The organism is Nonomuraea sp. NPDC005983 (assembly GCF_040614375.1).
In the GTDB taxonomy this organism is placed as follows: Bacteria; Actinomycetota; Actinomycetes; order Streptosporangiales; family Streptosporangiaceae; genus Nonomuraea.
In genome coordinates, this window is the sequence record NZ_JBEXUP010000003.1 from 51,695 (window position 1) to 76,261 (window position 24,567).

22 protein-coding genes and 1 pseudogene are annotated in these 24,567 nt (G+C 69.7%); 11 read left to right on the forward strand and 12 right to left on the reverse strand.

The window, feature by feature from the left end; genetic code table 11:
• Window positions 1-11: 11 nt before the first annotated feature.
• Window positions 12-365 (reverse strand): annotated as a pseudogene (locus ABZ297_RS02695) (Gfo/Idh/MocA family oxidoreductase); the annotation flags it as partial.
• 106 nt (window positions 366-471) lie between these two features.
• Here ABZ297_RS02695 and ABZ297_RS02700 point away from each other — a divergent pair.
• Window positions 472-1,458, forward strand: coding sequence for a glucosyl-3-phosphoglycerate synthase (locus ABZ297_RS02700; protein ID WP_355338263.1), 987 nt, complete (start codon window positions 472-474; stop codon window positions 1,456-1,458).
• A complete protein-coding gene (locus ABZ297_RS02705; protein WP_355338266.1) occupies window positions 1,455-2,570 on the forward strand; it encodes a glycosyltransferase in 1,116 nt (371 codons plus the stop codon). The genes ABZ297_RS02700 and ABZ297_RS02705 overlap by 4 nt, the downstream gene beginning before the upstream one ends.
• A 31-nt stretch (window positions 2,571-2,601) precedes the next feature.
• Here ABZ297_RS02705 and ABZ297_RS02710 read toward each other — a convergent pair whose 3' ends face one another.
• Window positions 2,602-3,444, reverse strand: a complete 843-nt coding sequence (locus tag ABZ297_RS02710; protein ID WP_355338269.1) for a universal stress protein — start codon at window positions 3,442-3,444, stop codon at window positions 2,602-2,604.
• Between the two features lie 132 nt (window positions 3,445-3,576).
• On the opposite strand from ABZ297_RS02710, the gene ABZ297_RS02715 reads away from it, so the two are divergent.
• Window positions 3,577-4,137, forward strand: coding sequence for a phosphatase PAP2 family protein (locus ABZ297_RS02715; RefSeq protein ID WP_355338272.1), 561 nt, complete (start codon window positions 3,577-3,579; stop codon window positions 4,135-4,137).
• On the opposite strand, the gene pip is transcribed toward ABZ297_RS02715, so the two are convergent.
• Together pip and ABZ297_RS02725 are read right to left on the reverse strand one after the other, a co-directional pair.
• Window positions 4,079-5,050 carry a prolyl aminopeptidase gene (gene pip / locus ABZ297_RS02720; RefSeq protein ID WP_355338275.1) on the reverse strand — a complete coding sequence of 324 codons (972 nt, stop codon included), beginning with the start codon at window positions 5,048-5,050 and terminating at the stop codon, window positions 4,079-4,081. The two genes, ABZ297_RS02715 and pip, sit on opposite strands and share 59 nt — an antisense overlap.
• Window positions 5,051-5,092: 42 nt before the next feature.
• Window positions 5,093-5,671: a hypothetical protein gene (locus ABZ297_RS02725; RefSeq protein WP_355338278.1), complete on the reverse strand. Its 579-nt coding sequence runs from the start codon at window positions 5,669-5,671 to the stop codon at window positions 5,093-5,095.
• 308 nt (window positions 5,672-5,979) lie between these two features.
• Between ABZ297_RS02725 and glgX the strand changes: the two genes are divergently transcribed.
• From glgX to ABZ297_RS02750, 5 genes are all read left to right on the forward strand, one after another.
• Window positions 5,980-8,073 carry a glycogen debranching protein GlgX gene (gene glgX, locus ABZ297_RS02730; RefSeq protein WP_355338281.1) on the forward strand — a complete coding sequence of 698 codons (2,094 nt, stop codon included), beginning with the start codon at window positions 5,980-5,982 and terminating at the stop codon, window positions 8,071-8,073.
• Window positions 8,066-10,474 (forward strand): malto-oligosyltrehalose synthase, encoded by a 2,409-nt coding sequence (treY, locus tag ABZ297_RS02735; RefSeq protein WP_355338284.1) that lies wholly within the window; start codon window positions 8,066-8,068, stop codon window positions 10,472-10,474. The genes glgX and treY overlap by 8 nt, the downstream gene beginning before the upstream one ends.
• Window positions 10,464-12,176, forward strand: coding sequence for a malto-oligosyltrehalose trehalohydrolase (treZ, locus tag ABZ297_RS02740; protein WP_355338287.1), 1,713 nt, complete (start codon window positions 10,464-10,466; stop codon window positions 12,174-12,176). The genes treY and treZ overlap by 11 nt, the downstream gene beginning before the upstream one ends.
• Window positions 12,177-12,370: 194 nt before the next feature.
• A complete protein-coding gene (locus ABZ297_RS02745) occupies window positions 12,371-13,315 on the forward strand; it encodes a hypothetical protein (RefSeq protein ID WP_355338290.1) in 945 nt (314 codons plus the stop codon).
• Window positions 13,316-13,560: 245 nt separating this feature from the next.
• Window positions 13,561-14,046 carry a hypothetical protein gene (locus ABZ297_RS02750; RefSeq protein WP_355338293.1) on the forward strand — a complete coding sequence of 162 codons (486 nt, stop codon included), beginning with the start codon at window positions 13,561-13,563 and terminating at the stop codon, window positions 14,044-14,046.
• Window positions 14,047-14,289: 243 nt separating this feature from the next.
• On the opposite strand, the gene ABZ297_RS02755 is transcribed toward ABZ297_RS02750, so the two are convergent.
• Window positions 14,290-15,930 carry an FAD-dependent monooxygenase gene (locus ABZ297_RS02755; protein ID WP_355338296.1) on the reverse strand — a complete coding sequence of 547 codons (1,641 nt, stop codon included), beginning with the start codon at window positions 15,928-15,930 and terminating at the stop codon, window positions 14,290-14,292.
• A gap of 238 nt (window positions 15,931-16,168) precedes the next feature.
• On the opposite strand from ABZ297_RS02755, the gene ABZ297_RS02760 reads away from it, so the two are divergent.
• Window positions 16,169-16,729, forward strand: a complete 561-nt coding sequence (locus tag ABZ297_RS02760) for a GNAT family N-acetyltransferase (protein WP_355338299.1) — start codon at window positions 16,169-16,171, stop codon at window positions 16,727-16,729.
• A gap of 118 nt (window positions 16,730-16,847) precedes the next feature.
• Here ABZ297_RS02760 and ABZ297_RS02765 read toward each other — a convergent pair whose 3' ends face one another.
• From ABZ297_RS02765 to ABZ297_RS02795, 7 genes are all read right to left on the reverse strand, one after another.
• On the reverse strand, window positions 16,848-17,138 hold the full coding sequence (locus ABZ297_RS02765) for an MTH1187 family thiamine-binding protein (RefSeq protein ID WP_350802867.1): 291 nt from the start codon (window positions 17,136-17,138) through the stop codon (window positions 16,848-16,850).
• A 103-nt stretch (window positions 17,139-17,241) separates the two neighbouring features.
• Window positions 17,242-17,562, reverse strand: coding sequence for a hypothetical protein (locus ABZ297_RS02770; protein WP_355338302.1), 321 nt, complete (start codon window positions 17,560-17,562; stop codon window positions 17,242-17,244).
• An 11-nt stretch (window positions 17,563-17,573) separates the two neighbouring features.
• Window positions 17,574-18,251 (reverse strand): uracil-DNA glycosylase, encoded by a 678-nt coding sequence (locus ABZ297_RS02775; protein ID WP_355338305.1) that lies wholly within the window; start codon window positions 18,249-18,251, stop codon window positions 17,574-17,576.
• An 81-nt stretch (window positions 18,252-18,332) separates the two neighbouring features.
• Window positions 18,333-19,232, reverse strand: coding sequence for a carbohydrate ABC transporter permease (locus ABZ297_RS02780; protein ID WP_355338308.1), 900 nt, complete (start codon window positions 19,230-19,232; stop codon window positions 18,333-18,335).
• Window positions 19,229-20,596, reverse strand: a complete 1,368-nt coding sequence (locus ABZ297_RS02785; RefSeq protein WP_355338311.1) for an ABC transporter permease subunit — start codon at window positions 20,594-20,596, stop codon at window positions 19,229-19,231. Before ABZ297_RS02785 ends, ABZ297_RS02780 begins: the two co-directional genes overlap by 4 nt.
• Window positions 20,597-20,607: 11 nt before the next feature.
• Window positions 20,608-21,933, reverse strand: a complete 1,326-nt coding sequence (locus tag ABZ297_RS02790) for an ABC transporter substrate-binding protein (protein ID WP_355338314.1) — start codon at window positions 21,931-21,933, stop codon at window positions 20,608-20,610.
• 8 nt (window positions 21,934-21,941) lie between these two features.
• On the reverse strand, window positions 21,942-23,189 hold the full coding sequence (locus ABZ297_RS02795) for an ABC transporter substrate-binding protein (protein WP_355338317.1): 1,248 nt from the start codon (window positions 23,187-23,189) through the stop codon (window positions 21,942-21,944).
• Window positions 23,190-23,318: 129 nt separating this feature from the next.
• Between ABZ297_RS02795 and ABZ297_RS02800 the strand changes: the two genes are divergently transcribed.
• Together ABZ297_RS02800 and ABZ297_RS02805 are read left to right on the forward strand one after the other, a co-directional pair.
• A complete protein-coding gene (locus ABZ297_RS02800; protein WP_350802855.1) occupies window positions 23,319-23,825 on the forward strand; it encodes a PadR family transcriptional regulator in 507 nt (168 codons plus the stop codon).
• The gene (locus ABZ297_RS02805) at window positions 23,822-24,553 is read left to right on the forward strand and encodes an ABC transporter ATP-binding protein (protein ID WP_350802854.1); all 732 of its coding nucleotides are present in this window, start codon (window positions 23,822-23,824) and stop codon (window positions 24,551-24,553) included. The genes ABZ297_RS02800 and ABZ297_RS02805 overlap by 4 nt, the downstream gene beginning before the upstream one ends.
• Window positions 24,554-24,567: the final 14 nt, after the last annotated feature.

Here is a 24,567-nt window from a genome sequence, read left to right on the forward strand (position 1 = left end):
TGCCCCACTGCGGACGGAAGCCCGCGGCGGTCTATTTCGGCTGAGATCTTTTCTGCGGTTTCGAGGTCAAGAGACAGCGGTTTTTCCACAAAAATAGGCAGATCGCACGACAATACGTCATACTCCGGATTACCGTGCGCGAAAGGAGGCACACACACGTAGACAGCATCCAGACCGCCGGCCTCCAGGAGGTCGGCATGGCCGCCATAGGCGGGGGAGCCGTGCGATGAAGCCAGTGCCTCTGCTCTGTGGAGGTCGGTGTCCGCGATTCCGGCGATCGTCACATCGGGAAAGCCGGACAGGACGTCTGCATGGCGAGCGGCGACATTTCCGGCGCCGATGATGCCGACACGAGTTGGGGACACAGTTCGGCATATCCCACATCTGGCTGAAACCAAACAAAGATGTTCCAAGCCTCACTGATCGGGCAGAAGTCGCCGACCGTGACCTCGTGAGATCGGGGCTGACCGCATGGACACAGATCTGCGGGCCTTGGCCAAGGTCCGGGAGTGGTACGGGCCACATTCCAGCACAGCGGCAGAGTGGCCGCTCGACTCCCTCCTCCTTGCCAAGGGGGCCACAACGGTGAGCGTGGTGTTGCCCGCTCGAAACGAAGAGCTCACCGTTGGAGACATCGTCACCGTGATCCGCCGCGACCTCGTCGAGCGGACCCCGCTGGTGGACGAGATCATCGTCGTCGACTCCAACTCCACCGACACGACCGCCGAACGAGCCGCGGCGGCGGGGGCCCGCGTGGTGGCGCAGGAAGCGGTGCTCTCCCACCTGCCGCCCCTGACGGGCAAGGGCGAGGCGCTGTGGAAAGGGCTCGCCGCGTCCACCGGCGACCTCGTCGTGTTCGTGGACTCCGACCTGCGCAACTTCGGCGCCCACTTCGTGTCGGGGCTGCTGGGGCCGCTGCTGCTCGACAAGGACATCCAGTTCGTGAAGGGCGCCTACGAGCGGCCGCTGACCGGCGACGACGGGGTGATGCTGCGCGGCGGCGGCGGGCGCGTCACCGAGCTGGTCGCCAGGCCGCTGCTCAACATGTTCTGGCCGGAACTGGCCGGCTTCGTGCAACCCCTCGGCGGCGAGTACGCGGGCCGCCGCCAGGTGCTGGAGCAGGTGCCGTTCGTCACCGAGTACGGGGTGGAGTTCGGGCTGCTGGTGGACCTGCTCGAACTGGCGGGACTGGACGCGATGTCCCAGGTGGACCTGGGCGTCCGCGTCCACAGTCACCAGTCGGTGGCCGCGCTCGGCCGGATGTCCGGGCAGATCATGCTGACCGCCTGGTCGCGGCTGGAACGCCAGGGACGGGCCCGCGTCGCGGAGCCGCCCGCGTCCACGCTGCTGCAGTTCGGGATCGGCGGGAAGGCCGGCGTGGTGGACGTCTCCGTCGCGGAACGGCCGCCGCTCGCCTCCCTCTCGGTCGAGCCGGATGTTGAGGAGGACGTCGCGTGAACGTGCTGGTGAACGCAGGACCCTGGCTCGCCGTCCCGCCGCCGGGATACGGCGGTATCGAGAACGTGGTCGCCACCCTCGTGCCCGCCCTGCGTGAGCGCGGGGTCCGGGTCGTGCTCGCCTCCGTCGGGTCGAGCACCCTGGAGGTGGACGAGCTGATCAGCGCGTACGACGAGGGCCAGTTCCCTCACCTGCAGAAGCCGTACAACCAGGTGATGGGCATCGCCCACGCCCACCAGGCCCGCGTGGTGGCCGAACTGCGCGCCCGCGACGACCTCGACCTGGTGCACGACCACCTGGAAGTCGTCGGGCCCGCCGTCCTGTCCGCCCTGGCCGGGCCGCCCGTCCTGCACACGCTGCACTGGGACCTGTGCAAGCACCCCGCCTTCTACGGCGCCTTCCCGCAGTCGATCGCGGTCAACGGCGTGTCGGAGTCGCAGCTGGCACGCGCCCCCGCCGCGCTGCGCGACGCCTCCCTGGGGGCCGTCCACCTGGCCACCCCGCTGGCCTGCCAGGACGTGCGCGCGGAGCCGGGCGAGCACCTGATCGTCATGGGCCGGGTCTGCCGGCTCAAGGGTCAGCACGTGGCCGCCAGGATCTGCCAGAAGCTCGGCCTCCCGCTCGTCCTCGCGGGCCCGGTCAGCGGCCTGCAGACCCGAGCGGAGCTGGACCAGGTCGCCCAGGACCCCGACCACCCCCTGCACGGCCACCCCGACGTCCGCTACCACCTGGACCAGGTCTCCCGCTACCTCGACGGCGACCTGGTCAGCTGGATAGGCGCGGTGGGCGGCCAGGCCAGGGACGACCTCTACGCCTCCGCCCGCGCCGCCCTCTTCCCCATCCAATGGGACGAACCGGGCGGCACGGCCGTGGTGGAGGCCCTGGCGCTCGGCGTCCCCCCGGTGGGCCTGCGCCGCGGCTGCCTTCCGGAGATCATCGACCACGGCCGCACCGGCTTCCTCGCCGACACCGAGGAGGAACTGGCGGAGTGGGTGCTGCGGGTCGGCGAGCTGGACCCGGAGGAGTGCCGCAGGGAGGCCCGCCGCCGCTTCTCCCCGTCCGTCATGGCCGAGCGCTACCTGGAGCTGTACGAGACCGTCACCCGTCGATGACGCCGCGCGCGGACCGCCCCAGGAGACCTCGCTAGGTGAACCCCCGGGGGAGGACGGTTACCGGGCAGGGGGACGCACGCAGGACCTTCATCGCCAGCTCGCCCAGGAACACCCGGTGCGGTTGCGCGTCCTCGCTGGCGGCGCAGACCAGTAGCTCGCCCGGCAGCCATTCGACGTTCGCCATGGCCGCCGTCACGTCGTGCCCTTCGGCCAGTTCGGCTTCCGCCTCGATCCCGGTGGACTCCCACGCGAGCCGCACCGCCAGCGCCAGGTCGTCCCTGAGGCGTCCCTGGTCCTCCGTCCGCAGGTCGAACGTGATCAGGCGGAGCGGCACGCCGAGCCGCAGCGCCGCCTGCGCCACCCGCTCCACGGCCTCGTCGCACTGCGGGCGGTGGACGTAGGCCAGCGTGAGCCGGGCGAGGCCGTCGAACGGCGGGTACCCCTCGGGTGCCAGCATCACCGCCTCGGACGACAGGTGCAGCAGGTGGTCGGACGTGGACCCGATGCCGATGCGCCCGCGCTGCCCGCCGCCGGCCGAGCCGACCACGATGAGGTCCGCCCTGATCCTGCTGGCCAGCACCGACAGCCCGCGTCCCGCGCCGCGGCTCTCGAAGGTCAGGAACTCGGCCGGCACGCCTCCCGATTCGACGCCCAGCTCCGACGCCGGCTCCGACGCCGGCTCCGACACCAGCTTCGACGCGGCGTCGGCCAGGTTCGCCTGGGCCTCGACGGCCAGCCCGGGGCTTCCCGGCGGGTAGATGGTCGCCACCGTCAGCTCGCCGCCGGTGATCCGCGAGATCGCGGCGCCGAGGGCGAGAGCGTCGCGCCCGCCCGAGTCGGTGGTGTATCCCACGACCACGTGCTCTCCGATCACGAACCCCTCCCTACCCGCTCCGAACAGCGGCTACGCGAGTGCGCCGGTCGGCAGTCGGCATTTCGGTCGAGGCGTTCACACACTGATCACTCGTAAGGTCGTGTCCATCAGCCGTTTACTGATTGGACACGTGTGTACCGCGACATCGTCGACTTCGCTCTCAGCACGCCGGCGTGGCTGCACTCGCTCGCCGAGACAGGCACCGACGCCGGGCTGTTCCTCTTCGTGGCGCTGTTCGCGCTGTGCTGGTGGCGGGCCCGGTCCGCCCCCGCCCGCGACCTGGCGGTCGCCATCGCGGGGCCGGCGGGGGTGGTGGGCGCGTACGTCGTCAGCGAGGTGCTCAAGGTCTTCATCCGGGAGGACCGGCCGTGCCGGGGCGGCGTCGTGACGATCGCGACGTGCCCGCCCACGGGCGACTGGTCCTTCCCCAGCAACCATTCGGTGATCGCCGCCGGAGCCGCGGGCGCGCTGATCCTGGCCTGGCGGGCGCTGGCCTGGGTGGTGCTCCCGTTGTCGGCGCTGATGGCGTTCTCGCGGGTGTTCGTCGGCGTGCACTACCCGCATGACGTCGCCGCGGGCTACCTGCTCGGCCTGACCCTGGCTCCGCTGTTCACGCTGCTGCTGGTGGGCGCCGTCACGCCGGTGGTGCGGCTGGCGCGAAGCCGTCTGTGGCCGCAACAAGCCGGTCGATGATGCCGGGCTCCGTGGCCGAGTGCCCCGCGTCGCGGACGATCTCGAACGCCGCCTCGGGCCAGGCCTGGTGCAGGTCCCAGGCGGTGGCCATGGGCGTGCAGATGTCGTAGCGGCCCTGGACGATCACCGCCGGGATGTGCCTGACCCTGTCGACGTCCCTGAGGAGCTGCTCCGGCTCCAGCCAGCCGCCGTGCGTGAAGTAGTGGTTCTCGATTCTGGCGAACGCGACGGCCAGCTTCTCCTCCCCGAACTTCTCGACCACTCCGAGATCGGGCAGCAAGTGGATCGTGCTGCCCTCCCACTGCGCCCACGCCCTGGCGGCGGCCAGCCGCGCGTCCTGGTCCTGGCCCTCCAGCCGTGCCCTGAAGGCCGCCATCAGGTCCCCGCGCTCCTCCTCGGGGATCGGCGCCACGAACGACTCCCAGACGTCGGGGAACACGAACGACGCGCCCTCCTGGTAGAACCAGCGCAGCTCCTTCGGCCGGAGCATGAAGATGCCGCGCAGCACCAGCTCCGTCGTCCTGTCGGGGTGGGTCTGCGCGTACGCCAGGGCCAGCGTGCTGCCCCACGATCCGCCGAACACCTGCCACCTGTCGATCCCCAGGTGCTCGCGGAGCCGCTCCATGTCGGCGACGAGGTTCCAGGTGGTGTTGGCGGCCAGCGAGGTCTCGGGGTCGCTCGCGTGCGGCAGGCTGCGCCCGCAGTTGCGCTGGTCGAACAGGACGATCCGGTACAGCTCCGGGTTCCACTGGCGGCGGTGCTTCTCGCTGCATCCGCCGCCGGGGCCGCCGTGCAGCATGACGGCGGGCTTGCCGTCGGGGTTGCCGCAGACCTCCCAGTAGATCTGGTTGCCGTCGCCGACGTCGAGCATCCCGGAGTCGTACGGCTCGATCGGAGGGTACAGAGATCTCATGCAGCCAGTATGTCCGGACCCGGTGAGTGGGACGCCAGTCCGTCAGATGGGCGTCCATTCGTGCCGGGTCAGGAAGGCGCGCTCGCCCGTGGCGTACTCCTGGAACGCCCGCTGCACGTCGGCGAGGTCGGTGAGCAGCGCGCGCTGGAGCGCCTGCTCCTTGTACTCCAGCTCGTACCCCGGCGAGACCTGCAGGAAGTGATGGCCGAAGTTGACCAGGGCGACGAACGGGTTCTGCGGCGACATGGTGGCCAGCACGTCCCGCACCAGGCCGAGATCGGGGTCGTGGACGATCATCCCGTCGCCCGTGTGGAGCTGCATCCCCTGATAGACGCCGAGCGGCGCCACGTTGTGCACCAGGTCGCGTTGCGGGTCGTAGCAGACGAGCCCGTGCTCCCTGGCGATCGTGAACACCTGGGCCGACATCTCGTCCATCGACTCGAGGTCCATGCCCACCAGCACGTGCCCTGGATACACCGTGACCTGGCCGGGCAGCTCCTTGACGATCTCCGGTAGCACGCCCCCGACGGGCTCGGACTTCTTGACCGCCAGATACACGGCTCGCGCCTGATCCCGGGTGATCGGCTCCGGCTCGTCCCAGACCATCAACTCAACGCTCATCCACCCCATTGTGTCGAACGGCCGCCTCGCTCCGCGCAGCCCGGCCAGGAAAGCGCCACACCCCCGCCCCGGCCGCCGCTCGTCCGCGTGGCGCGGCGCGAACCTCGGAGTGGGCCGACGCCGTGAGTGGTAATCGGCGTGTGCGGGGGAAAGAGCGTGATGGCCGTCCGGCTGGCCGAGGGGAAGGAATCGGACGATCAGCCAGGCCGGCACCGGGCCGGGCGCATCCGGGCATCGACGCCTACGAGGCCGGGCTTGTCCGGTGGAGCGGGGGAACGGAACATGGGAGAGACCGCAAGGGAGCCTCGATGATCGAAGTCTGGCCGGGAGACCCCTATCCCCCCGGGGCGAGCTACGACGGCGCGGGCACCAACTTCTCGCTCTACACGGAGGTCGCGGACCAGGTCGAGCTCTGCCTCTTCGATGAGGACAACACCGAGTCCAGGGTGTCGCTCAGCGAGGTCGACGGGTTCGTCTGGCACGGTTACCTGCCGGGCATCGGGCCGGGCCAGCGGTACGGCTACCGCGTGCACGGGCCCTACGATCCGGCGCGCGGGCTGCGGTGCAACCCGGCCAAGCTGCTGCTCGACCCGTACGCGATGGCGATCGAAGGCGACGTCACCTGGAACGAGGCCGTGTACGGGTACCGCTTCGGCCAGCCCGACAGCAGGAACGACCTCGACTCGGCGCCGTACGTCCCCCGGTCGATCGTGATCAACCCGTTCTTCGGCTGGGGCCACGACCGGCCGCCGGCCACGCCGTACCACGACACCGTGATCTACGAGGCGCACGTGCGCGGCCTGACGGTCAGCCATCCGAAGATCCCCGAGCACATCAGGGGCACGTACGCGGCCCTCGGGCACCCGGAGATCCTCGACCACCTGACGAAGCTGGGGGTGACGGCGCTGGAGCTGATGCCGGTGCACCAGTTCGTCAGCGACGACATCCTCGAACAGCGCGGGCTGTCGAACTACTGGGGATACAACTCGATCGGCTTCTTCGCGCCGCACAACCGCTACTCCAGCCAGGGGCAGCGCGGCGGGCAGGTGCTCGAGTTCAAGGCGATGGTGCGCGCGCTGCACGAGGCGGGCATCGAGGTCATCCTGGACGTCGTCTACAACCACACGGCCGAGGGCAACCATCTCGGCCCCACGCTGGGGCTCAGGGGGATCGACAACCGCGACTACTACCGGCTGGTCGACGGCGATCGCCGCTACTACATGGACACCACGGGCACGGGCAACAGCCTGCTCATGCGGTCGCCGCACGTCCTGCAGATGATCATGGATTCGCTCCGCTACTGGGTCACCGAGATGCACGTCGACGGGTTCCGGTTCGACCTGGCGTCCACGCTGGCCCGGGAGCTGCACGAGGTCGACCGGCTGAGCTCCTTCTTCGACCTGGTCCAGCAGGACCCCGTGCTCTCGCAGGTCAAGCTCATCGCCGAGCCCTGGGACGTCGGCCCCGGCGGCTACCAGGTCGGCAACTTCCCCTCCCGGTGGACGGAGTGGAACGGCCGCTACCGCGACACGATCCGCGACCTGTGGCGCGGGCAGCCCGCCACGCTGCCCGAGTTCGGCTCCAGGATCACCGGGTCGAGCGACCTCTACCAGGACGACAGCCGCCGCCCCGCCGCCTCCATCAACTTCGTCACCTGCCACGACGGCTTCACCCTGCAGGACCTCGTCTCGTACGACAACAAGCACAACGAGGCCAACAAGGAGGGCAACCGCGACGGCACCGACGACAACCGCTCCTGGAACTGCGGCGAGGAGGGCCCAGCGGGGCTGGGCGTCGAGTCGCTGCGCGAGCAGCAGAAGCGCAACTTCCTGACCACGCTGTTCCTGTCGCAGGGCGTCCCGATGCTCTCGCACGGCGACGAGCTGGGCCGCACCCAGAAGGGCAACAACAACGGCTACTGCCAGGACAACGAGCTGACCTGGGTCGACTGGTCCGACATCAGGGAGAACTGGCTGCTGCTCGAGTTCACCCAGAGCCTGGCCGCGCTGCGCAAGAGACATCCGGTCTTCCGCCGCAGGAGGTTCTTCTACGGCAAACCGGTGCGCGGGCTGAGCGACATCGCGTGGCTCACCCCCTCGGGGGAGGAGATGACCGACAGCGACTGGAACGTCGGATACGCCAAGTCGCTGGCCGTCTTCCTCAACGGCGAGGCCATCACCGAGCCCGACCGGCGCGGCAGGCCGATCGTCGACGACTCGTTCCTGTTGCTGTTCAACGCCCACCACGACATGCTCAAGTTCACCGTTCCCAAGGACTACGGCGACCTGTGGCAGACCGAGATCGACACCGCCATGCCGATCAGCGTCGACGTCCGGATCTGTCACGCCGGGGAAGGAGTGCCCGTGCCGGGCCGCAGCGTACGGGTGCTCCGCCGTGTCTAGGCCGGTCTCGACCTACCGGGTCCAGCTCACGCCCGACTTCGGCTTCGCGCAGGTGGCCGAGATCGCCGGCTACCTGCGCGAGCTGGGGGTCAGCCACGTCTACCTGTCGCCCATCCTGCAGGCGACGCCCGCCTCGCGGCACGGCTACGACGTCATCGACCACTCCAGGATCCGCGCGGAGTTCGGCGGCGCGACGGGATTCCGCGAGATGGCCGAGCAGCTCGCCGCCCACGATCTGGGCATCGTCCTCGACATCGTGCCCAACCACATGAACACCACCAACGCCCAGTTCTGGTCGGTGCTCAAGGACGGCCCGGCCTCGCCGTACGCGAACTGGTTCGACATCGACTGGGTCGACGGGAAGGTCGCGCTGCCGGTGCTCGGCGACAGCACCGAGCCGGTGGTCGACGGCGACGTGCTGCGCTACCACGAGCACGAGTTCCCCCACCCAGGGCACTACCGGCTCGTCGACTGGAGCGAGGGGCCGGGGTACCGGCGCTTCTTCGACGTGTCGTCGCTGATCGGGCTGCGGGTCGAGGACCCCGCGGTGCTGTTCGCCACCCACGAGGTGATCTTCTGGCTGCTGGACGAGGGGCTGGTCGACGGGCTGCGCGTGGACCATCCCGACGGCCTGGCCGACCCGCGCGGCTATCTGGAGCGGCTGCGCGCCAGGTCGGGCGGGGTGTGGACGGTCGTGGAGAAGATCCTCATCGGTGATGAGCGGCTGCCGGACGACTGGGCGTGCGACGGCACGTCGGGCTACGACGTGCTGAACAAGGTCAACGGGCTGTTCGTCGATCCCGCGAGCGAGGGGCCGCTCGTCGAGCTGTTCACCCGGCTGACCGGGCAGTCCGGCGACTACCAGGCGGTGATGGCGCGGGCCAAGCGCGAGGTGATCGACCTGTTCTTCGGCGCCGAGGTGGCCAGGCTCGCCAAGGCGCTCGGCCCGGGCGGCGCTGACGGCGCTGACGGGGCGGGGACGCTCAGGGCGGCCGTCGCGGAGTTGCTCGCCGCGATGCCGGTCTACCGGGCGTACGTGGTGCCTGGGGAGGCGCCGCCGCGCGAGTCCGTCGAGATCGTCGAGCGTGCCGCCGCCGGGTGCTCGCCCGCCGCGCGGTCGCTCGTCCCGCGGGTCCTGTACGGCGCCGCCGAGGCGATCACGCGGTTCCAGCAGACCACCGGGCCGGTCATGGCCAAGGGCGTCGAGGACACCGCGCTGTACCGGTGGTTCCCGCTGTCCTGCCTGAACGAGGTCGGGGGCGAGCCCGACGTGTTCGGGGTCTCGGCCGAGGAGTTCCACGAGTTCTGCGCCGGTCTGCGTCCGCACACGATGACGACGCTCTCCACGCACGACACCAAGCGGTCCGAGGACGTGCGGGCGCGGCTGTCCGTGCTGTCCGAGATGCCGGAGGAGTGGGCCGAGGCGGTGTCCGAGTGGTCGTCGGCTCTGCGCTTCGACCCGCACCTCGACTACCTGGCCTGGCAGAATCTCATGGCCGCGTGGCCGATCTCCGCCGAGCGCTTCACGGACTACCTGCTCAAGGCGGCCCGCGAGGCCAAGACCGCCATTTCCTGGATAAATCCGGATCCGTGGTACGAGCAGGGGTTGCGGCAGTTCGCCCGGGAGGCCGTGCGGCTGCCCGTCGGGGAGTTCACCGAGCGGATCGACGTCTTCGCCAGGTCCAACTCGCTGGGGGCCAAGCTCGTCCAGCTCATGATGCCCGGGGTCCCGGACGTCTACCAGGGCAACGAGACGACCGACTTCTCCCTGGTCGATCCCGACAACCGGCGGCCGGTGAGCCACCCGCGCAGGCCGTCCTCGTCCTGGGACTCCGCCAAGCTGCTCGTGACCACCCAGGCGCTGCGGCTGCGCCGCCGCCTCGACCCCGCCGCGCCGTACACGCCGCTGCGGGCGGAAGGTGAGGCGGCGGAGCACGTGATCGCCTTCAGCCGCGACCGCGCGTCCGCCCGGGGCGTGCCCTCCCGGCCGCACGCCATCGCAGTCGCCACCAGGCTCCCCGTGGGCCTGGCGCGTCGCGGCCTCCGCGCAGACGTCATGGAGGTCGCCGAACTGGAGGCGGACCTGGTCGTCTCAGGGGCCGGCAGCCGGGTCGGCTCCCTGGTCGCCGGGGGCCCTGACAGCGCCGTCACGATCGAGGCAGGAACGATCGAGGCAGGAACGGTCGAGGCAGGAACGGTCGAGGCCGGAGAGATCGCAGGACATCGGGGAAGTCAACTGGGGGAGCGAGAGGTGCGGCTGGGGTGGAGCGGCACGACCCTGACCCTGCCCGCCGGAACCTGGCGCGACCTGCTCACCGGCGGCCTGTACACCGGCCGGATCCCCCTGGCGCATCTGCTGGGTCGCCATCCCGTCGCACTCCTGGAGAGACATGATCTTTGAGGTCTGGGCACCGAAGGCCACAGCGGTGGAGGTCGACGTCCTGGGCGGGCGCCGGCCGATGACCTCGGGGGAGAGGGGTTGGTGGCGTACGGAGGTGCCGGAGGCCGCGCACGGCACCCGGTACGGGTACGTCCTCGACGGCGACGGCCCCTACCCCGACCCCCGCTCCCGCCGCCAGCCCGAGGGGGTGTTCGGGCCGAGCGCCGTCTACGACCACGGCCACTACACCTGGTCCGACCACGAGTGGACCGGCCGTGACCTGCGCGGGTCGGTGATCTACGAGCTGCACGTCGGGACGTTCACCCAGGCGGGAACGTTCGAGGCGGCTGTGGAGAAACTGGAGCACCTCGTCGAGCTCTCCGTCGACTTCGTCGAGGTCATGCCGGTGGCCCCGGTGCCGGGCGGGCGCAACTGGGGATACGACGGCGTGGACCTGTATGCCGTCAACGAGACCTACGGCGGCCCCGACGGGCTCAAGTCGTTCGTCGACGCGTGCCACCGGATGGGCATCGGCGTGCTCCTCGACGTGGTCTACAACCACCTCGGGCCCTCGGGGAACTTCCTGCATCCGTTCGGGCCGTACTTCTCCGGCTTCGACGGAAGCTACTGGGGCGAGGCGGTCAATCTGGACGGTCCGGGGTCGGACGAGGTACGCCGCTACTTCATCGAGAACGCGTTGCAGTGGCTGCGCGACTTCCACCTTGACGGGCTGCGGCTCGACGCCGTGCACGCCCTGCACGACAAGCGGGCCTCGCACCTGCTGGCCGAGCTGGCAGAGGAGGTCGACGCGCTGGCCTGCTCCGTCGGCAGGCCGCTGTCGCTGATCGCCGAGTCCGACCTGAACGACCCGCGCATGGTGCGCTCGCTCGACGCGGGCGGGCTGGGCATGACCGCGCAGTGGGACGACGACGTCCACCACGCGCTGCACGCCGCCGTCAGCGGCGAGGCACACGGCTACTACGGCGACTTCGCCGACCTGTCGGCGCTGGTCAAGGTGCTGACGTCCGGAGTGCTGCACGACGGCGGCTACTCCAGCTTCCGCGAGCGCTCCCACGGACGGTCGTACGCCGGGGTGCCCGGCCACCGGCTCGTCGCCTTCCTGCAGAACCACGACCAGATCGGCAACCGGCCCCTGGGCGACAGGCTGCCGATGCCGGCGCTCAAACTCGGCGCCGGGCTGCTGCTCACCTCGCCGTTCACGCCCATGCTGTTCATGGGCGAGGAGTGGGGGGCCCGCACGCCGTTCCTGTTCTTCTCCGACCACGTCGAGCAGGAACTACGCGACGGCGAAGGGGGGCGGCGGCAGCGGGAGTTCGACGGGTTCGGGTACGTCTGGGACGCGCCCGACCCGTCCGACGAGGAGACCTTCCAGCAGTCCAAGCTCGACTGGGACGAGCTCAAGGAGGAGGAGCACTGGTCGCTGCTGTGCTGGTACCGCGACCTGATCGCGCTGCGCAAGGCGCTGCCGGAGCTGTCCGACCCCCGCCTCGACCGGGTCAGGATAGACGCCGACCCCGCTGGGAACTGGCTGGTCATGTGGCGCGGCTCGCTCTGCGTCGTCGTCAACTTCTCCGAGGAGTCGGTGACGCTGCCGATTCACGTCGGAGCCGTGCTGCTGGCCTCGGACGAACCAGTCCGAGCAGGTCAGGACGGCCTGCGACTCCCCGGGCAGGCCATGGTGATCTGCCACCCGACAACCTGACCCGCCCGGGCGGCCGCGGCTGCCGGCCCGCCCCGCCGCAGTAGGCACCCCCGAACACCAGTCGGGCGCCATCGCCCGCCTGCCCCATGGATCTTCTCGGAAGCAGCAGTTATCCACAGAGCCGCGTTCTGCTCCTTGCCAGGGTTCCGCAGTCGCTCATGCTGGGCGCCTCACCGAAGGCCCTGGAGGCTCCTATGAAGATCAACCTGCCGTTGCCCGCGCTCCTGACGTCCCTCTTCGTCGTCGCCGTCGAGCGCATGCCGTTCGACCTCGGGTCGTTCCTGCCATGGCGTGTCGGTCGGCCGTACAGACAGGCCGCGGCCGCCGCGCTGGGCAGCCCGCTGCTCACCATCACCCATCACGGCTCCCCCTGGAAACCGGCCGGGCTCGACCTCAGCGACGACGAACGCGGCGCGCTGCGCAGAACCAGGCAGCACCTGCTGGTCTCATCCACAGCGCCGCCGTCCGAACTGCCCGGCAGCGCGCAACTCGCCCGTGCCACCGCGCGGGCCCTCGCGCGCGAGTGCGGCGGCCTGGTGATCGACCCGCTGACGGGCGCGAGCGTGCTGAGCTGCGACAGGCGCGCGGGCGAGCCGACCGACTTCAGGCTCGCGGACGACTGGCTGGGCTGGGATGTCCAGGCGCACGGCGACGTAGCCTGCCCGCAGTCCGGCCCAGCCGACGCCGCCGCCTGCGACTGCCTGCGCGTGACCTCCAAGGGGCTGGGCCGCTTCGCCCTGCCCGAGATCACCGTCGACGGCGCCGCCTGCGCCCACACCCTGTGCGCGACCAACCTCCTGCGCACGGTCGCCCAACGCCTGGTCGCCGACCAACTCGCGTTCGTCTCCGCCCGCCCACGGGCCGGGGTCCGCGTGATCGACGATCACCTGCAGATCGAAGGCGTCTACCAGGCGTTCGGAGTCCGTCTCACCCCATGCGACACCGACCCGGTGGAACTGGGCGGCGTCAGACGCCTCAAGGTCGGCCCGGCCCCCGGCATCGGCCGCCCTGCCTGCCTCAGGGTCGGCCCGCCCTCGGGCTTCGACGGCTCGGTGAACGACTGGCTCTGCGCCACCCAGCAAGCAGGAGCCGCCGCCCCGACCTCCACCACCCGCCCGCGCCGCCTGTTCGCGGCGTAGCCCCGGCCTGGGCGGGCGCTGCCGGCCGAACGCGACACGACTCCCTTCCGAAGGTCGCGCGGCCCTGATCGCGGAGTTCCTCCGTCTGGGCGGCGCTGATCGTCCCTGGCCGAACTGCGCCGCGCAGCAGGCCCGCCCTCCCGGACGCGCTTGGGGATCTGGCGGGTCCCGGGCAACCCCGCTGTCACCTGGTACGATCCGCCAGGTCGATCTTGTGTTGTGCCACTGCGCGAAAGGCCGACCCTGTGGGCGTCACCGCGACCTTCCGAAGCGTCACCGAACAGCAGATGGCCCGCGCGCGCCAGGAGCCGTCGTACGCCGCGCGCCTGCTGAACGAGCTTCCGGAGGGCGACGAGACCCCGCTCGACTCGGGCCTCAGCGTTCAGCGCACCACGTTTCACATCGAAGGTTTCTCGCTCGACCTGTGGGAGAGTCTGGTCGGCGACGCGCCCGTCAAGGTGTTCACGGGCGCGGACTACCTCGACCTGAACTGGGACTACGACGAGGACGACGCTTTCGACGACGACGAGGACGACGACCGCAGCCAGGCCATGGAGCTCGATTCAGGCCTCATCGCCGAGCTGGCCGACTGGCTGAGCAGTGTGCGGTTCGAGGACGTGTACGGCGGGCCGGACGAACACGACTTCATCAAGGACGACTTCGAGGAGTTCCGCACGTTCATCCTCGCGGTCGCCGAACGCGGCGAAGGCGCGCTCTTCCACGTCGCATAGCCGAACCGGGTCCAACGCGTTCGGCGTCGCCCGCTCAGGCAGCTTGATCAGGCTCGCCTACGTCCTGACCAACGACCAGCACGCGGCCGAGGACCTGCTGCAGACGGCGCTGGCCAAGACCGCTGGGCGCGGTGGTGGCGCTCCGGGTCGGTGAGGCGCGGGTGCAGCGCACCGGCCGGCTCCGGCTGTTCTGAGCGGACGCCCGGCGCTGGAGGCGGGGAGCGCCGGGCATGTCGGACGGCGTCAGCGGCTGAGGATCTGCCTGAGGACGCGTTCCAGGCTGGACGCCGGGTCCGGGTCCGGCCCCGAGGAGCGCCAGGCCACGTAGCCGTCGGGCCTGACCAGCACGGCGCCGCCCCCGCTCACGCCGTACCGGTCATGCCAGCGGCCGTCCACGTCCTTCAGCTCGTCGTCCAGGAGAACGCGGGTGAGCTGGATGCCGAGCCGGTCCCTGACCACGCGCCCGGCCTCCATCCACGGCTGCCCGGCGGGCTGCTTGGCCATCAGGACGAAGCCGGAGCCGAACAGGTCGATGGTGGAGATGTGCTGGCCGTCCCAGTCGAGGACGAAATGCGGGGCGCGGCTGCCGGGGCGGCCGGTCGGCACACGGGGGTCCTCGGTGATGGCGCCGTCGTCGCCGGGCTCGGCGAGGATGGCGGAGGAGTGGTAGCGGTAGCCGAGGATGACCTCCATCGGGTCCTTGAGCGGCTCCGGGTAGTCGGTGCGCATGGCCGGGGGCATGCGCTCGCCGAGGTTGGCCAGCTGGCCGTCGGCGGTGAGCGCGCCGATCGGGCGGCGTTCGGCGTCGTAGCTGTCGAGGAAGTCCGGGCCAGCCTGGCCGGTGGTGACCAGCCAGAGGCGCCAGGCGAGGTCGCAGCCGTCCTGGAGCGCGGTGCTGCCGCCCTGGCCGCCGGTCGGAGGCATGGTGTGCGCCGCGTCCCCGGCGAGGAACACCCGGCCTTCCCGGTAGCGGTCGGCCAGGACGTGGGCCATGGCGAAGGTGGTCGTGTCGAGGATGCGCACGTCCAGGTCGGGGACGCCTACCGCGAGCCGCACCAGCTCGACGCAGCGCTCGGTGGTGAAGTCGTCGGCGCTCTGGCCAGGGGAGTAGTTGACTCCCACCACGTGCGCGCCGACGCCGGTGCCGGTGACGATCACGCCGGTGAAGACCTCGTTCTGCACGTACCAGAGCGTCACCTCGCGCTCGCGGACCAGGTCGGTCAGGTCGGCGTCGAACATGATCGAGCACATCTGGCCCAGCTCGCCCTTGCCGGACGTCGGGATGCCCAGCCGGTTCCGCAGCGGGCTCTTGTAGCCGTCGGCGGCCACCACGTAGTCGGCGCGGACGGTGCTGTCGACGCCGTCCGAGCGGATCACCGCCGTCACGCCATCGGCGTCCTGTTCCAGGGAGACCAGCTCGGTGGAGAAGCGCAGGTCGGCCCCGAACTCCTCGGCCTTGGCCCGGAGCACCCGCTCGACCTCGGCCTGCGGGGCGCCGATCTGCGCGGCGGGGGTCGCGTCGGCCAGGAAGGCGAACGCCTCCGACTCGTCCTCCATGATCATGTGCGGGTTCGGGTCGGTGAGGCTTGAGGCGATGGCGATGCGCATGCCGTCGCCGATGCCCTGCCAGATCTTGCTCAGTGCCTGCTCGATGCCCTGGGCCGGCCGGAGCATCTCCACGGCTCTGGGCCCCACGCCGAACGCTTTGGGCTGGATCGAGGTGCTCGCATGCTTCTCGACCAGCAGGACCGGGACCTCACGCCAGGCGAGCAGCGCCGCGGCGCTCAGGCCCGCGTAGCCGCCGCCGACGATGAGGACGGGTACTCGCTCGTGCTCCATGTCCACCTCCGGAACGCGTAATATCGCGTCGATGTCGAGAGACACGATATGTCGCGTATTCCGGGCGGGTCAAGACATATCTCGATTACCGATCGACTGCCAACTCAGGCCCACCCTTTGGGGGCGCCCTTCCGTCACGCCCTGTGACGCGTAGCGTTCCACGCCCGTCGGCGGCGTCGTCGAACTCGGCGGCGATGAGGCCGGCCTCGCCGACCTGCGGCGGCGATCGCGGGTGCGGAGCGCGCGGTTGAGCGCCAGGGTGTTCACAGCCAAGATGGGGCCCATGACCCGGTTGCCCACGCTGTCCGCCACGGAAGTTCTCTCGGATCGACTCCTGCTGCGCAAAGCGCACGGTGCTGACCGCGAAGGACTCATCGAGCTCTTCACCGATCCCGAGGTCCGGGCGTACCTCGGCGGTCCGCGGCCCCGGAGTGACGTCGAGCAGTACCTCGATGCGGTCGGCACCGCCAACGCGACCTCCAAGCCCGGCAGTTACGTCATCGCCGACAGCGCGACCGACCGGCTCCTCGGAACATTGATGCTCGACCGTCGGTCCGCGGAGCGGCCCGGGCACGTCACCGAGGATGGCGAGGAACTGGAACTGTCCTACGTCCTGCGGCGCAGTGCGTGGGGCGCGGGGCTCGCGTTCGAGGCCGCGACGGTCGCGTTGCGCGCCGCCGCTGACGAACTGCCCGACCAGCCGGTCCTGGTCGTGACCCAGACCGCGAACGAGCGCTCGCTGAAACTCGCCGCCCGCCTCGGCTTCCGCCACGGGAGCACCTTCGAGGAGTTCGGCGCGGAGCAGACCCTCGCCACCGCTCGCCTGTCCTCGTTCAAAGCCTGATATCGGCGCACACAGCAGGCGTCGCGCGGGGAAGGGCCGGGTGGCCCGCTACGGCGCGTGGTGGTGACAGACGTCACGCCTGGGCGCGTGCGGCGGGTGGTGGGGGCCTTTTCGGCGGTCAGGGGAGGTGGCGTTCCAGGGATTCGAGCTTGCTCGTCATCCCGTCCGTGACCCCCTGGCGGAGGTCGGCCTTGAGGACGAGGCTCACCCGGGGAGCCACCTCCGCCACCGCGTCCACCGCCTGCTTGATGACGCCCATGACCTCGTCCCAGTCGCCCTCGACGGTGGTGAACATGGCGTCGGTCCGGTTGGGGAGCCCGCTGTCGCGGACGACCTTGACGGCTCGCGCCACGGGCTCGGAGACGCCTTCGCCTACGCCGAGCGGGGTGATGGAGAAGGCGACGATCACGAGATGCCTCCTGGCGGGATGACGGCTGGACCGGAGCCGAGCTTAGCGGAGGGCGCGCCGACGGCCACGGCACGCGGCGGCGCCGTGGCCATCGGCGGCGAAGTCAGTGGACGTGCGCTTCTTCGTCGTCTTCCTCGCTGGGCCCCTCGGACGGTTCCACGCCCAGCATGGCCTCACGAGGCTCGATCTCGTCGATGTGCTCGACGAGCGCGAGAACGTGGTCGGGCTCGATCAGCCACTGCAGCGCGGACGCGCCGGTCTCGTCGGAGGAGACGAGTTCGGCCTGCTCGGCCCGCTCCTCTTCGCTCAGATCGGCCTCGGGGTGCCGGATCTCGGCCAGCGCCGCTGCCTGCAGCGCGTCGACGTCGAGCACTTCGACGGTCAGTTCGACGGTCAGGCGCAGGAAGCTTGGTTTATCACTCATGGGAGGAGATGCTACGGGAGCTTCCACTCCACGGGTGCTGCGCCTTGCTGGACGAGGAGCTGATTTGCCTGGCTGAAGGGCTGGGAGCCGAAGAATCCGCTACGTGCCGATAGCGGCGACGGGTGGGCCGACTCGATGCGCGGGACGCTGCCGAGCATGGGGGCGAGGTTGCGGGCGTCGCGGCCCCACAGGATGGCGACCAGCGGCTTGCCGCGGTCGACGAGGGCGCGGATGGCCTGCTCGGTGACCTCTTCCCAGCCCTTGCCGCGGTGCGAGGCGGGCTTGCCCGGCATGACGGTGAGCACCCTGTTGAGGAGCAGGACTCCCTGCTCGGCCCAGGGGGTCAGGTCGCCGTTGGACGGGCGGGGGAGGCCGAGGTCGCTCTCCATCTCCTTGTAGATGTTGAGCAGGCTGCCCGGCAGCGGCCGCACGTCGGCGGCGACCGAGAACGACAGCCCGACCGGGTGGCCGGGAGTGGGGTACGGGTCCTGCCCCACGATCAGCACCTTCACCTCGTCGAAGGGCTGGTTGAACGCGCGCAGGACGTTCGCGCCCGTGGGGAGGTACTGCCTGCCTTCGGCGATTTCCTTGCGCAGGAACTCGCCCATGTGGGAGATCCGCTCAGAGACGGGCTCGAGCGCACGGGCCCATCCGGCTTCAACGACTTCGTGTAGTGGACGTCCGGCCATGGCCGTTGAGCCTATCCAGGTCTGGTACGGCCCGTGCCCGAAACCGGGGTACAGGCCGTACCAGAATGATCACAAGTGCGGTTACTTGACCGAGCCGGCCATCATGCCCTGGACGAAGTAGCGCTGGAAGGCGAAGAAGAGGATCAGCGGGATGATCAGCGACAGGAAGGCTCCCGACGAGAGAATGTCCACGTTGGACCCGAACTGCCGCATCTGAGACTGCAGCGCCTTGGTCATCGGCTGGTTCTCGGTGTTGGCGAAGACCAGCGCGATGAGCATGTCGTTCCACACCCACAGGAACTGGAAGATGCCGAGCGACGCGATCGCCGGCTTGCCCAGCGGGAACACCACCGACGCGAAGATCTTCCACTCGGGCGCGCCGTCCATGCGGGCGGCCTCCAGCAGCGAGGCCGGGATGCCGATGAAGAAGTTCCTGAGCAGGAAGATCGCGAAGGGCAGTCCGAACGCCACGTGGAACAGGACCACGCCGGGGATCGAGCCGAAGATCCCGATGCCGCCGTAGAAGACGGCGACGGGGATCAGCGCGATCTGGATCGGCACGATCAGCAGCCCGACGACGATGAGGAAGAGCAGGTCGCGGCCGGGGAACTCCATCCAGGCGAAGGCGTAGGCGGCCATCGCGGCGATGCCGATCACCAGGATCGTGGTCGGCACCGTGATCAGCACGGTGTTCCAGAAGGACGCGGTGAAGCCGCTGGCCAGCAGGTCGCGGTAGTTCTTGATGGTCAGCTCGGCCGGCTTGGTGAAGACCGTCCACCAGCCTTCGGCGTTGTTGACCTTCACCGAGCGCAGCGAGACGACCAGCAGGCCGAGCGTCGGCACCAGCCAGAACAGGCCCAGCAGGACCATCACCACCTGGACGCCGCCGCCTCCGAGGCGGTCGACGATCCGGCCGAGCACGCCCCTGCGCGGCGCCCCTGTATGCCGGGCGATGTGCGCCTCGGCCGTTGCGGTGGTCATGTGCTCTCCCTTCTGAACCTGCGGATGTTCATGATCATGAAGGGAAGGACCAGGATGAGCAGGAAGATCGCGAGCGCGCTGCCCAGCCCCTGGTTGTTCCCGCCGCCGAACGACACCCGCCACATCTCCAGCGCGATCACGTTCGACTGCGGCTGGACGGACGGCGGCGCGATGATGAACACCAGGTCGAACACCTTCAGCGTATTGATGATCATCGTCACGAAGACGACGAGCAGCACCGGAGACAGCAGCGGCACGGTGATCCGGCGGAACACCTGCCACTCGGTGGCGCCGTCGATGCGGGCGGCCTCCAGCGCGTCACGCGGGATGGCCGCGAGGCCCGCCGCGATCAGCACCATCGCGAATCCGGCCCACACCCAGACGAACGCGCCGATGATCGCCGGAGTGATGAGGGTCGGGCCGAGCCAGGTCAGGCCGCGGTAGGACGCCTCGAAGTTCGACTGCGGGAGCCGTACCACGTAGGAGCCCGCGGGCAGTCCCTCGAAGCGGAACGAGCCGTCGTCGGCGGTGGTGGCGGTGCCGGCGACCTGGCCGTCCTTGACCGCTTCCACGGTCATCCCCGGCAGGCCCTTCTCCTTGGGGTCGACGGCGCCGTTCTTGCCGCCGCCTCCCGGCGTGAAGTCGAACCAGACCGTCCCCGACAGCCCGCCGCCGCCCGGCGGGGACTTGGCGGGTTGCGCGTTGCCCGGCATGATCTCCTGCTTGATCCCGACGATGGGGATCAGCACCGGCTGGCCCGCCTGGGCGGGCTGCTTGGTGACGACGGCGCCCTTGTCGGCAACGACCGACGACTGGTCGCCCTCGCGCGGGCGCGCCTCCGGGTAGCCCTGGGACGAGGAGAACGTGTCGTGCACGGTGGTCAGGACGGCGTTGGCCACGCCCTTGCCGGGGTCCTCGTCGTAGACGAGACGGAAGATCACACCGGCGGCCATCAGCGAGACCGCCATCGGCATGAACACGATCAGCTTGAACGCGGTCGACCACCTGATGCGCTCGGTCAGCACCGCGAAGATCAGGCCCAGCGTGGTGACCAGGATCGGCGCGACGACCACCCAGATGAGGTTGTTGCGGATCGTGGTCAGCATGCCGCGGTCGGTGAAGATCGTGGTGTAGTTGCCCAGCCCGACGAATCCGCTGCCCGACGCGTCGAACAGGCTGCGGAAGACGGAGTAGACGATCGGATAGACCACCCAGATGCCCAGCAGCAGAGCGGCCGGGAGGAGGAAGGCGATGGCGACCGCCGGGGAGGGGCCGAGGCGTCGTCGAGTGCGGGGGGTTTCAGCCGGTCCGGTGGGGGACCCGCCCGAAGGCGGGTCCTGCGGGCCGTCCAACCGTTCGGTCACGGCCTTACCTCTTACTTCCAGGCCTTCTTGGCCTCGTCCTCGAGCTTGCTCTGGGTGCCCTTGATGTCACTGGGGTTGCGCAGGAAGTCCTGCAGCACCTTCCACTCACCCTTGCCGTCGGTGCCGCCGAAGGCGCTGGGCGCGAGGTCGGACATGTCGTACCGGACGGAGTCACCGGCCGAGATGATGGTCTGGCCGAGCTGCTTGGTCAGCGGGTCCGGGTAGTTGTCGGGGGAGACGTTCTTGTTGGGGGAGAGGTAGCCGGGCAGCTTCGCCCAGATCGCGCCGCCCTCGGCGGAGGCGAGGAACTGCAGCAGGGCCATGGCGCCGGGGGAGTCCTTCATCGCGACCCCGACGTCGCCGCCGAGGATGACCGGCGCGGTGTCGCCCGCCTTCGGGAACGGGATCATCTTGGCCTCTTCGCCCACCTTCGCGCCGGACTGGGTGGCCTCCGTGGCCACGAAGTCGGCCTCGATCACCATGGCGGCCTTCTTCGTGCTGAAGACCTTGGTCACGCAGGTGGGGAAGTCGGTCTGCAGCGCGCCCGAGTTGCCCTCGAGCACGAACTCCTTCTTGCCGACGATCTGCTGGATCTTCTGCAGCGCGGTGGCCACCGACGGGTCCGTCCACGGGATCTCGTGCTTGGACAGCTTGTCGTAGTTCTCCGGGCCCGCCGTGGACAGGTAGACGTTCTCGAACAGGTCGGTCAGGGTCCAGCCGGACGCGCCGCAGAACGAGAAGGGCGCGGTGCCGGAGTCGGCGATGGTCTGCGCGGCCTTGATCAGCTCGTCCCAGTTCGTGGGCGGCTGCACCGCGGCCTCGTCGAACGCCGACGAGCGGTACCAGACCAGCGACTTGTGCGCGGCCTTGACCAGCACGCCGTACACCTTGCCGTCGGCGGAGCCGAGCTCCTTCCAGTACGGCGTGTAGTTGGCGTCGATCTCCTTGGTGACGGCGTCGGTCAGCGGCTTGAGCGCGTTCTGCTTGGCGTACTGCTGCACCAGGCCCGGCTGCGGCAGGATGGCCACGTCGGGCGGGCTGCCGCCCTGGATGCGCGGGCCGAGGTAGGCGCCGGTGTCCTCGCCGGTGGAGGCGTAGGTGACCTGCGCGCCGGTCTTGTCGGAGAAGGCCTTGAGCACCTGCTCGAAGCTCTTCTGCTCCTGGCCCGTCCACTTGGCGGCGACCTCGAGCTTGACGCCCTGGAGCGGCTTGTCGGCGGCGGCCGGTGCCGACGCCGAGCCGGACGCGCTCGGCTCCGTCGTGGTCGGCGCGTTGCCGCAGGCCGCGGCCGCAACCGCGAGCCCGGCCAGGATCGCTGCTGCTCTGGCATTTCGCATGGCTTGCCTCACTGGGTTCTGATGATCTCTTCGAGTTCTGACTTCATGGAGGCCGCGACGTCGTCGGCGGACTCGGCGAAGGGCGGGCTGAGCCCCTTGGCGACCGAACTGGCGATCACCAGGCTGAGCTGGTTGTAGTTGGCGCTCACCGGCCGGGCTTTGGCGGTGAGGATGCTCTCCTTGAGCGCCGGCAGGTAGGGGAAGCGCCTGATCAGCTCGGGGTCGTCGTAGAGCTCGGTCCACACGGGCGGGAACGAGCCCTCTGTGAGCACCCGGCGCTCGTTGTCGAGGCCGGTGAAGTAGCGGATGAAGTCCTGTGCGGTGTGCTGGTGCCTGGAGTAGGCGCTGATGGCCAGGTTGACGCCGCCGAGCGAGCTGGACCCGGGGCCGTCCAGGCCGGGGAGCCTGGTGACCGCGAACCTGTCGCCGAGCTTGGCCTTGGCGGGGCCGTACGCGTGCGGCCAGTTACGGGCGAAGGCGAGGCGGCCCTCCTGGAAGGCCAGGCGGGACTCCTCCTCCTTGTAGGTCAGCGACTCCTTGGGGATCCAGCCCTCGCGCAGGCCCTGGGTGAGGAAGTTCAGGGCGGTTCTGGCCTTGGCGAGGTCGAGGGTCACCTTGGTGCCGTCGGGGCTGACGATCTGCCCGCCGGCTGACTGGACGGCCTCGGAGAAGTTGACGGTCAGCCCCTCGTACGCGAGGAACTGCCCGGCATAACCTCCAATATCGTGCTTTTTGGTTACTTCTAGCGCTTTTTCGCGAAGTTCCGCCCAGGTGCGGGGTGGCTTCTTGATCAGATCGGTCCGGTAGTAGAGCAGGCCGGCGTTGCTGGTGTACGGCACCGCCCAGAGCTTGTCCTTGTAGACCGCCGTCTCCACGACGGGCGGCAGGAACCTGTCGAGCGGGAAGAGCCCGCGTTCCAGGGGGATGATCCAGCCGTTCTCCGCGAACTCGGCGGTCCATACGACGTCGAGCCCCAGTACGTCGTACCGGGTGCTCTGGGCCTGGAGGTTGGCCGCCATCTGCGCGCGCTGCTCGTCGGCGGCCTCGGGCAGTTCGAGGAGCGTCACCTTCTCGGCCGGGTGGGCCTGGTTCCAGCGGTCCAGCAAGGGCTGCAGGTACGCCGTGGTGTCGCGTCCGGTGGCGAAGGTGATCGGGCCGGTGCCCGTGGTCCCGGTCTCGCCGCCGTGCTCGTCGCTCGCCGTCCCGCATCCGGCCACCAGGAGGACGGCCAGCACGAGTGGAAGCGAGCGTCTCACCCTGTTACCTCCATGGCGAGGATGGGTTACATACGTGTTAGGTAGATGCATTCATGTTATGCACAGAGGTAATCTGGAGGTCAACGGATTGCCACGTAACGCCTACGTAACACAGCGGGGAGGTGAGGCGTGCGGCTTCACCTGCTGGCGCTCCTGGCCAAGGAGCCCGCCCACGGCTACGAGCTCAAACAGGCGCTCGAACAGACCTTCGGCAGCGCCTACCCGTCTCCCAACATCGGCCAGATCTATGTGACGCTCGGCAGGCTCGAGAAGGACGGCCTGGTCCGGGCCGTCGACGTGGAGCAGAGCAACCGTCCGAACAAGAAGGTCTACTACCTCACCGCCAAAGGCCGCGAGCTGCTCACGATCTGGGTCGACGAGCCCACGGAGGGCCCGCGCGTGCGCGACGAGTTCTTCATGAAGCTCGTCCTGGCCCCCCTCACCGGCATCGCCGACCGCATGGCCCTCATCAACCGGCAGCGGCGGCACTACCTCTCGCTCATGGGCGACCTCAACGACCTGCTCGCCCGCACCGACCCCGACAACCGGGTGGCCACCCTCCTCATCGAGGGCGCCATGCTGCACCTGCAGGCGGACCTCGACTGGCTGGAGCGCTGTCAGGAGGACCTCGCGTGACGAGCCCCGTGATCAAGACGGTCAACCTGGTGAAGATCTACTCGGGTGGCGCGGTGCCCGTCCCCGCCGTGCGCGGCGTGGACCTCCAGGTCGAGCCGGGCGAGTTCGTGGCGGTCATGGGGCCGTCCGGGTCGGGCAAGTCCACGCTCGTGCACATGCTCGGCGGGCTCGACGCCCGCACCAGCGGCGAGATCTGGCTCGACGGCAAGCGCGTCGACACGCTCTCCGAGAGCGCCTGGGCGTTGCTGCGGCGCAAGAAGATCGGGTTCGTCTTCCAGTTCTTCAACCTGGTCGCCAACATGACCGTCGCCGACAACGTGGAGCTGCCCGCGCTGCTGGCCGGCGCGTCCCCGAAGGACGCCCGCGAGCGCAGGGAGCACCTGCTCGGCGCGCTCAACCTCACCGAGCGCGCCGACGCCGCGCCCGCCCAGCTGTCCGGCGGGGAGCAGCAGCGCGTCGCGCTGGCCAGGGCCCTGGCCAACCAGCCGAGCGTGCTGCTCGCCGACGAGCCGACGGGCAACCTCGACAGCCGCAACACCCGCGACGTGCTGCGGCTGCTCGGCGAGGTGCACAAGGAAGGCCAGACGATCATCATGGTCACCCACGACGCCCGCGTGGCCGGCCTCGCCGACCGCCTGGTCTCGCTGTTCGACGGCGAGATCGTCGACGACGGCCGGATCGCCCGCAGGCGCACCGGCACCGCCGGACAGGTGATCGACCTCCGATGAAGCACCGCACGAGC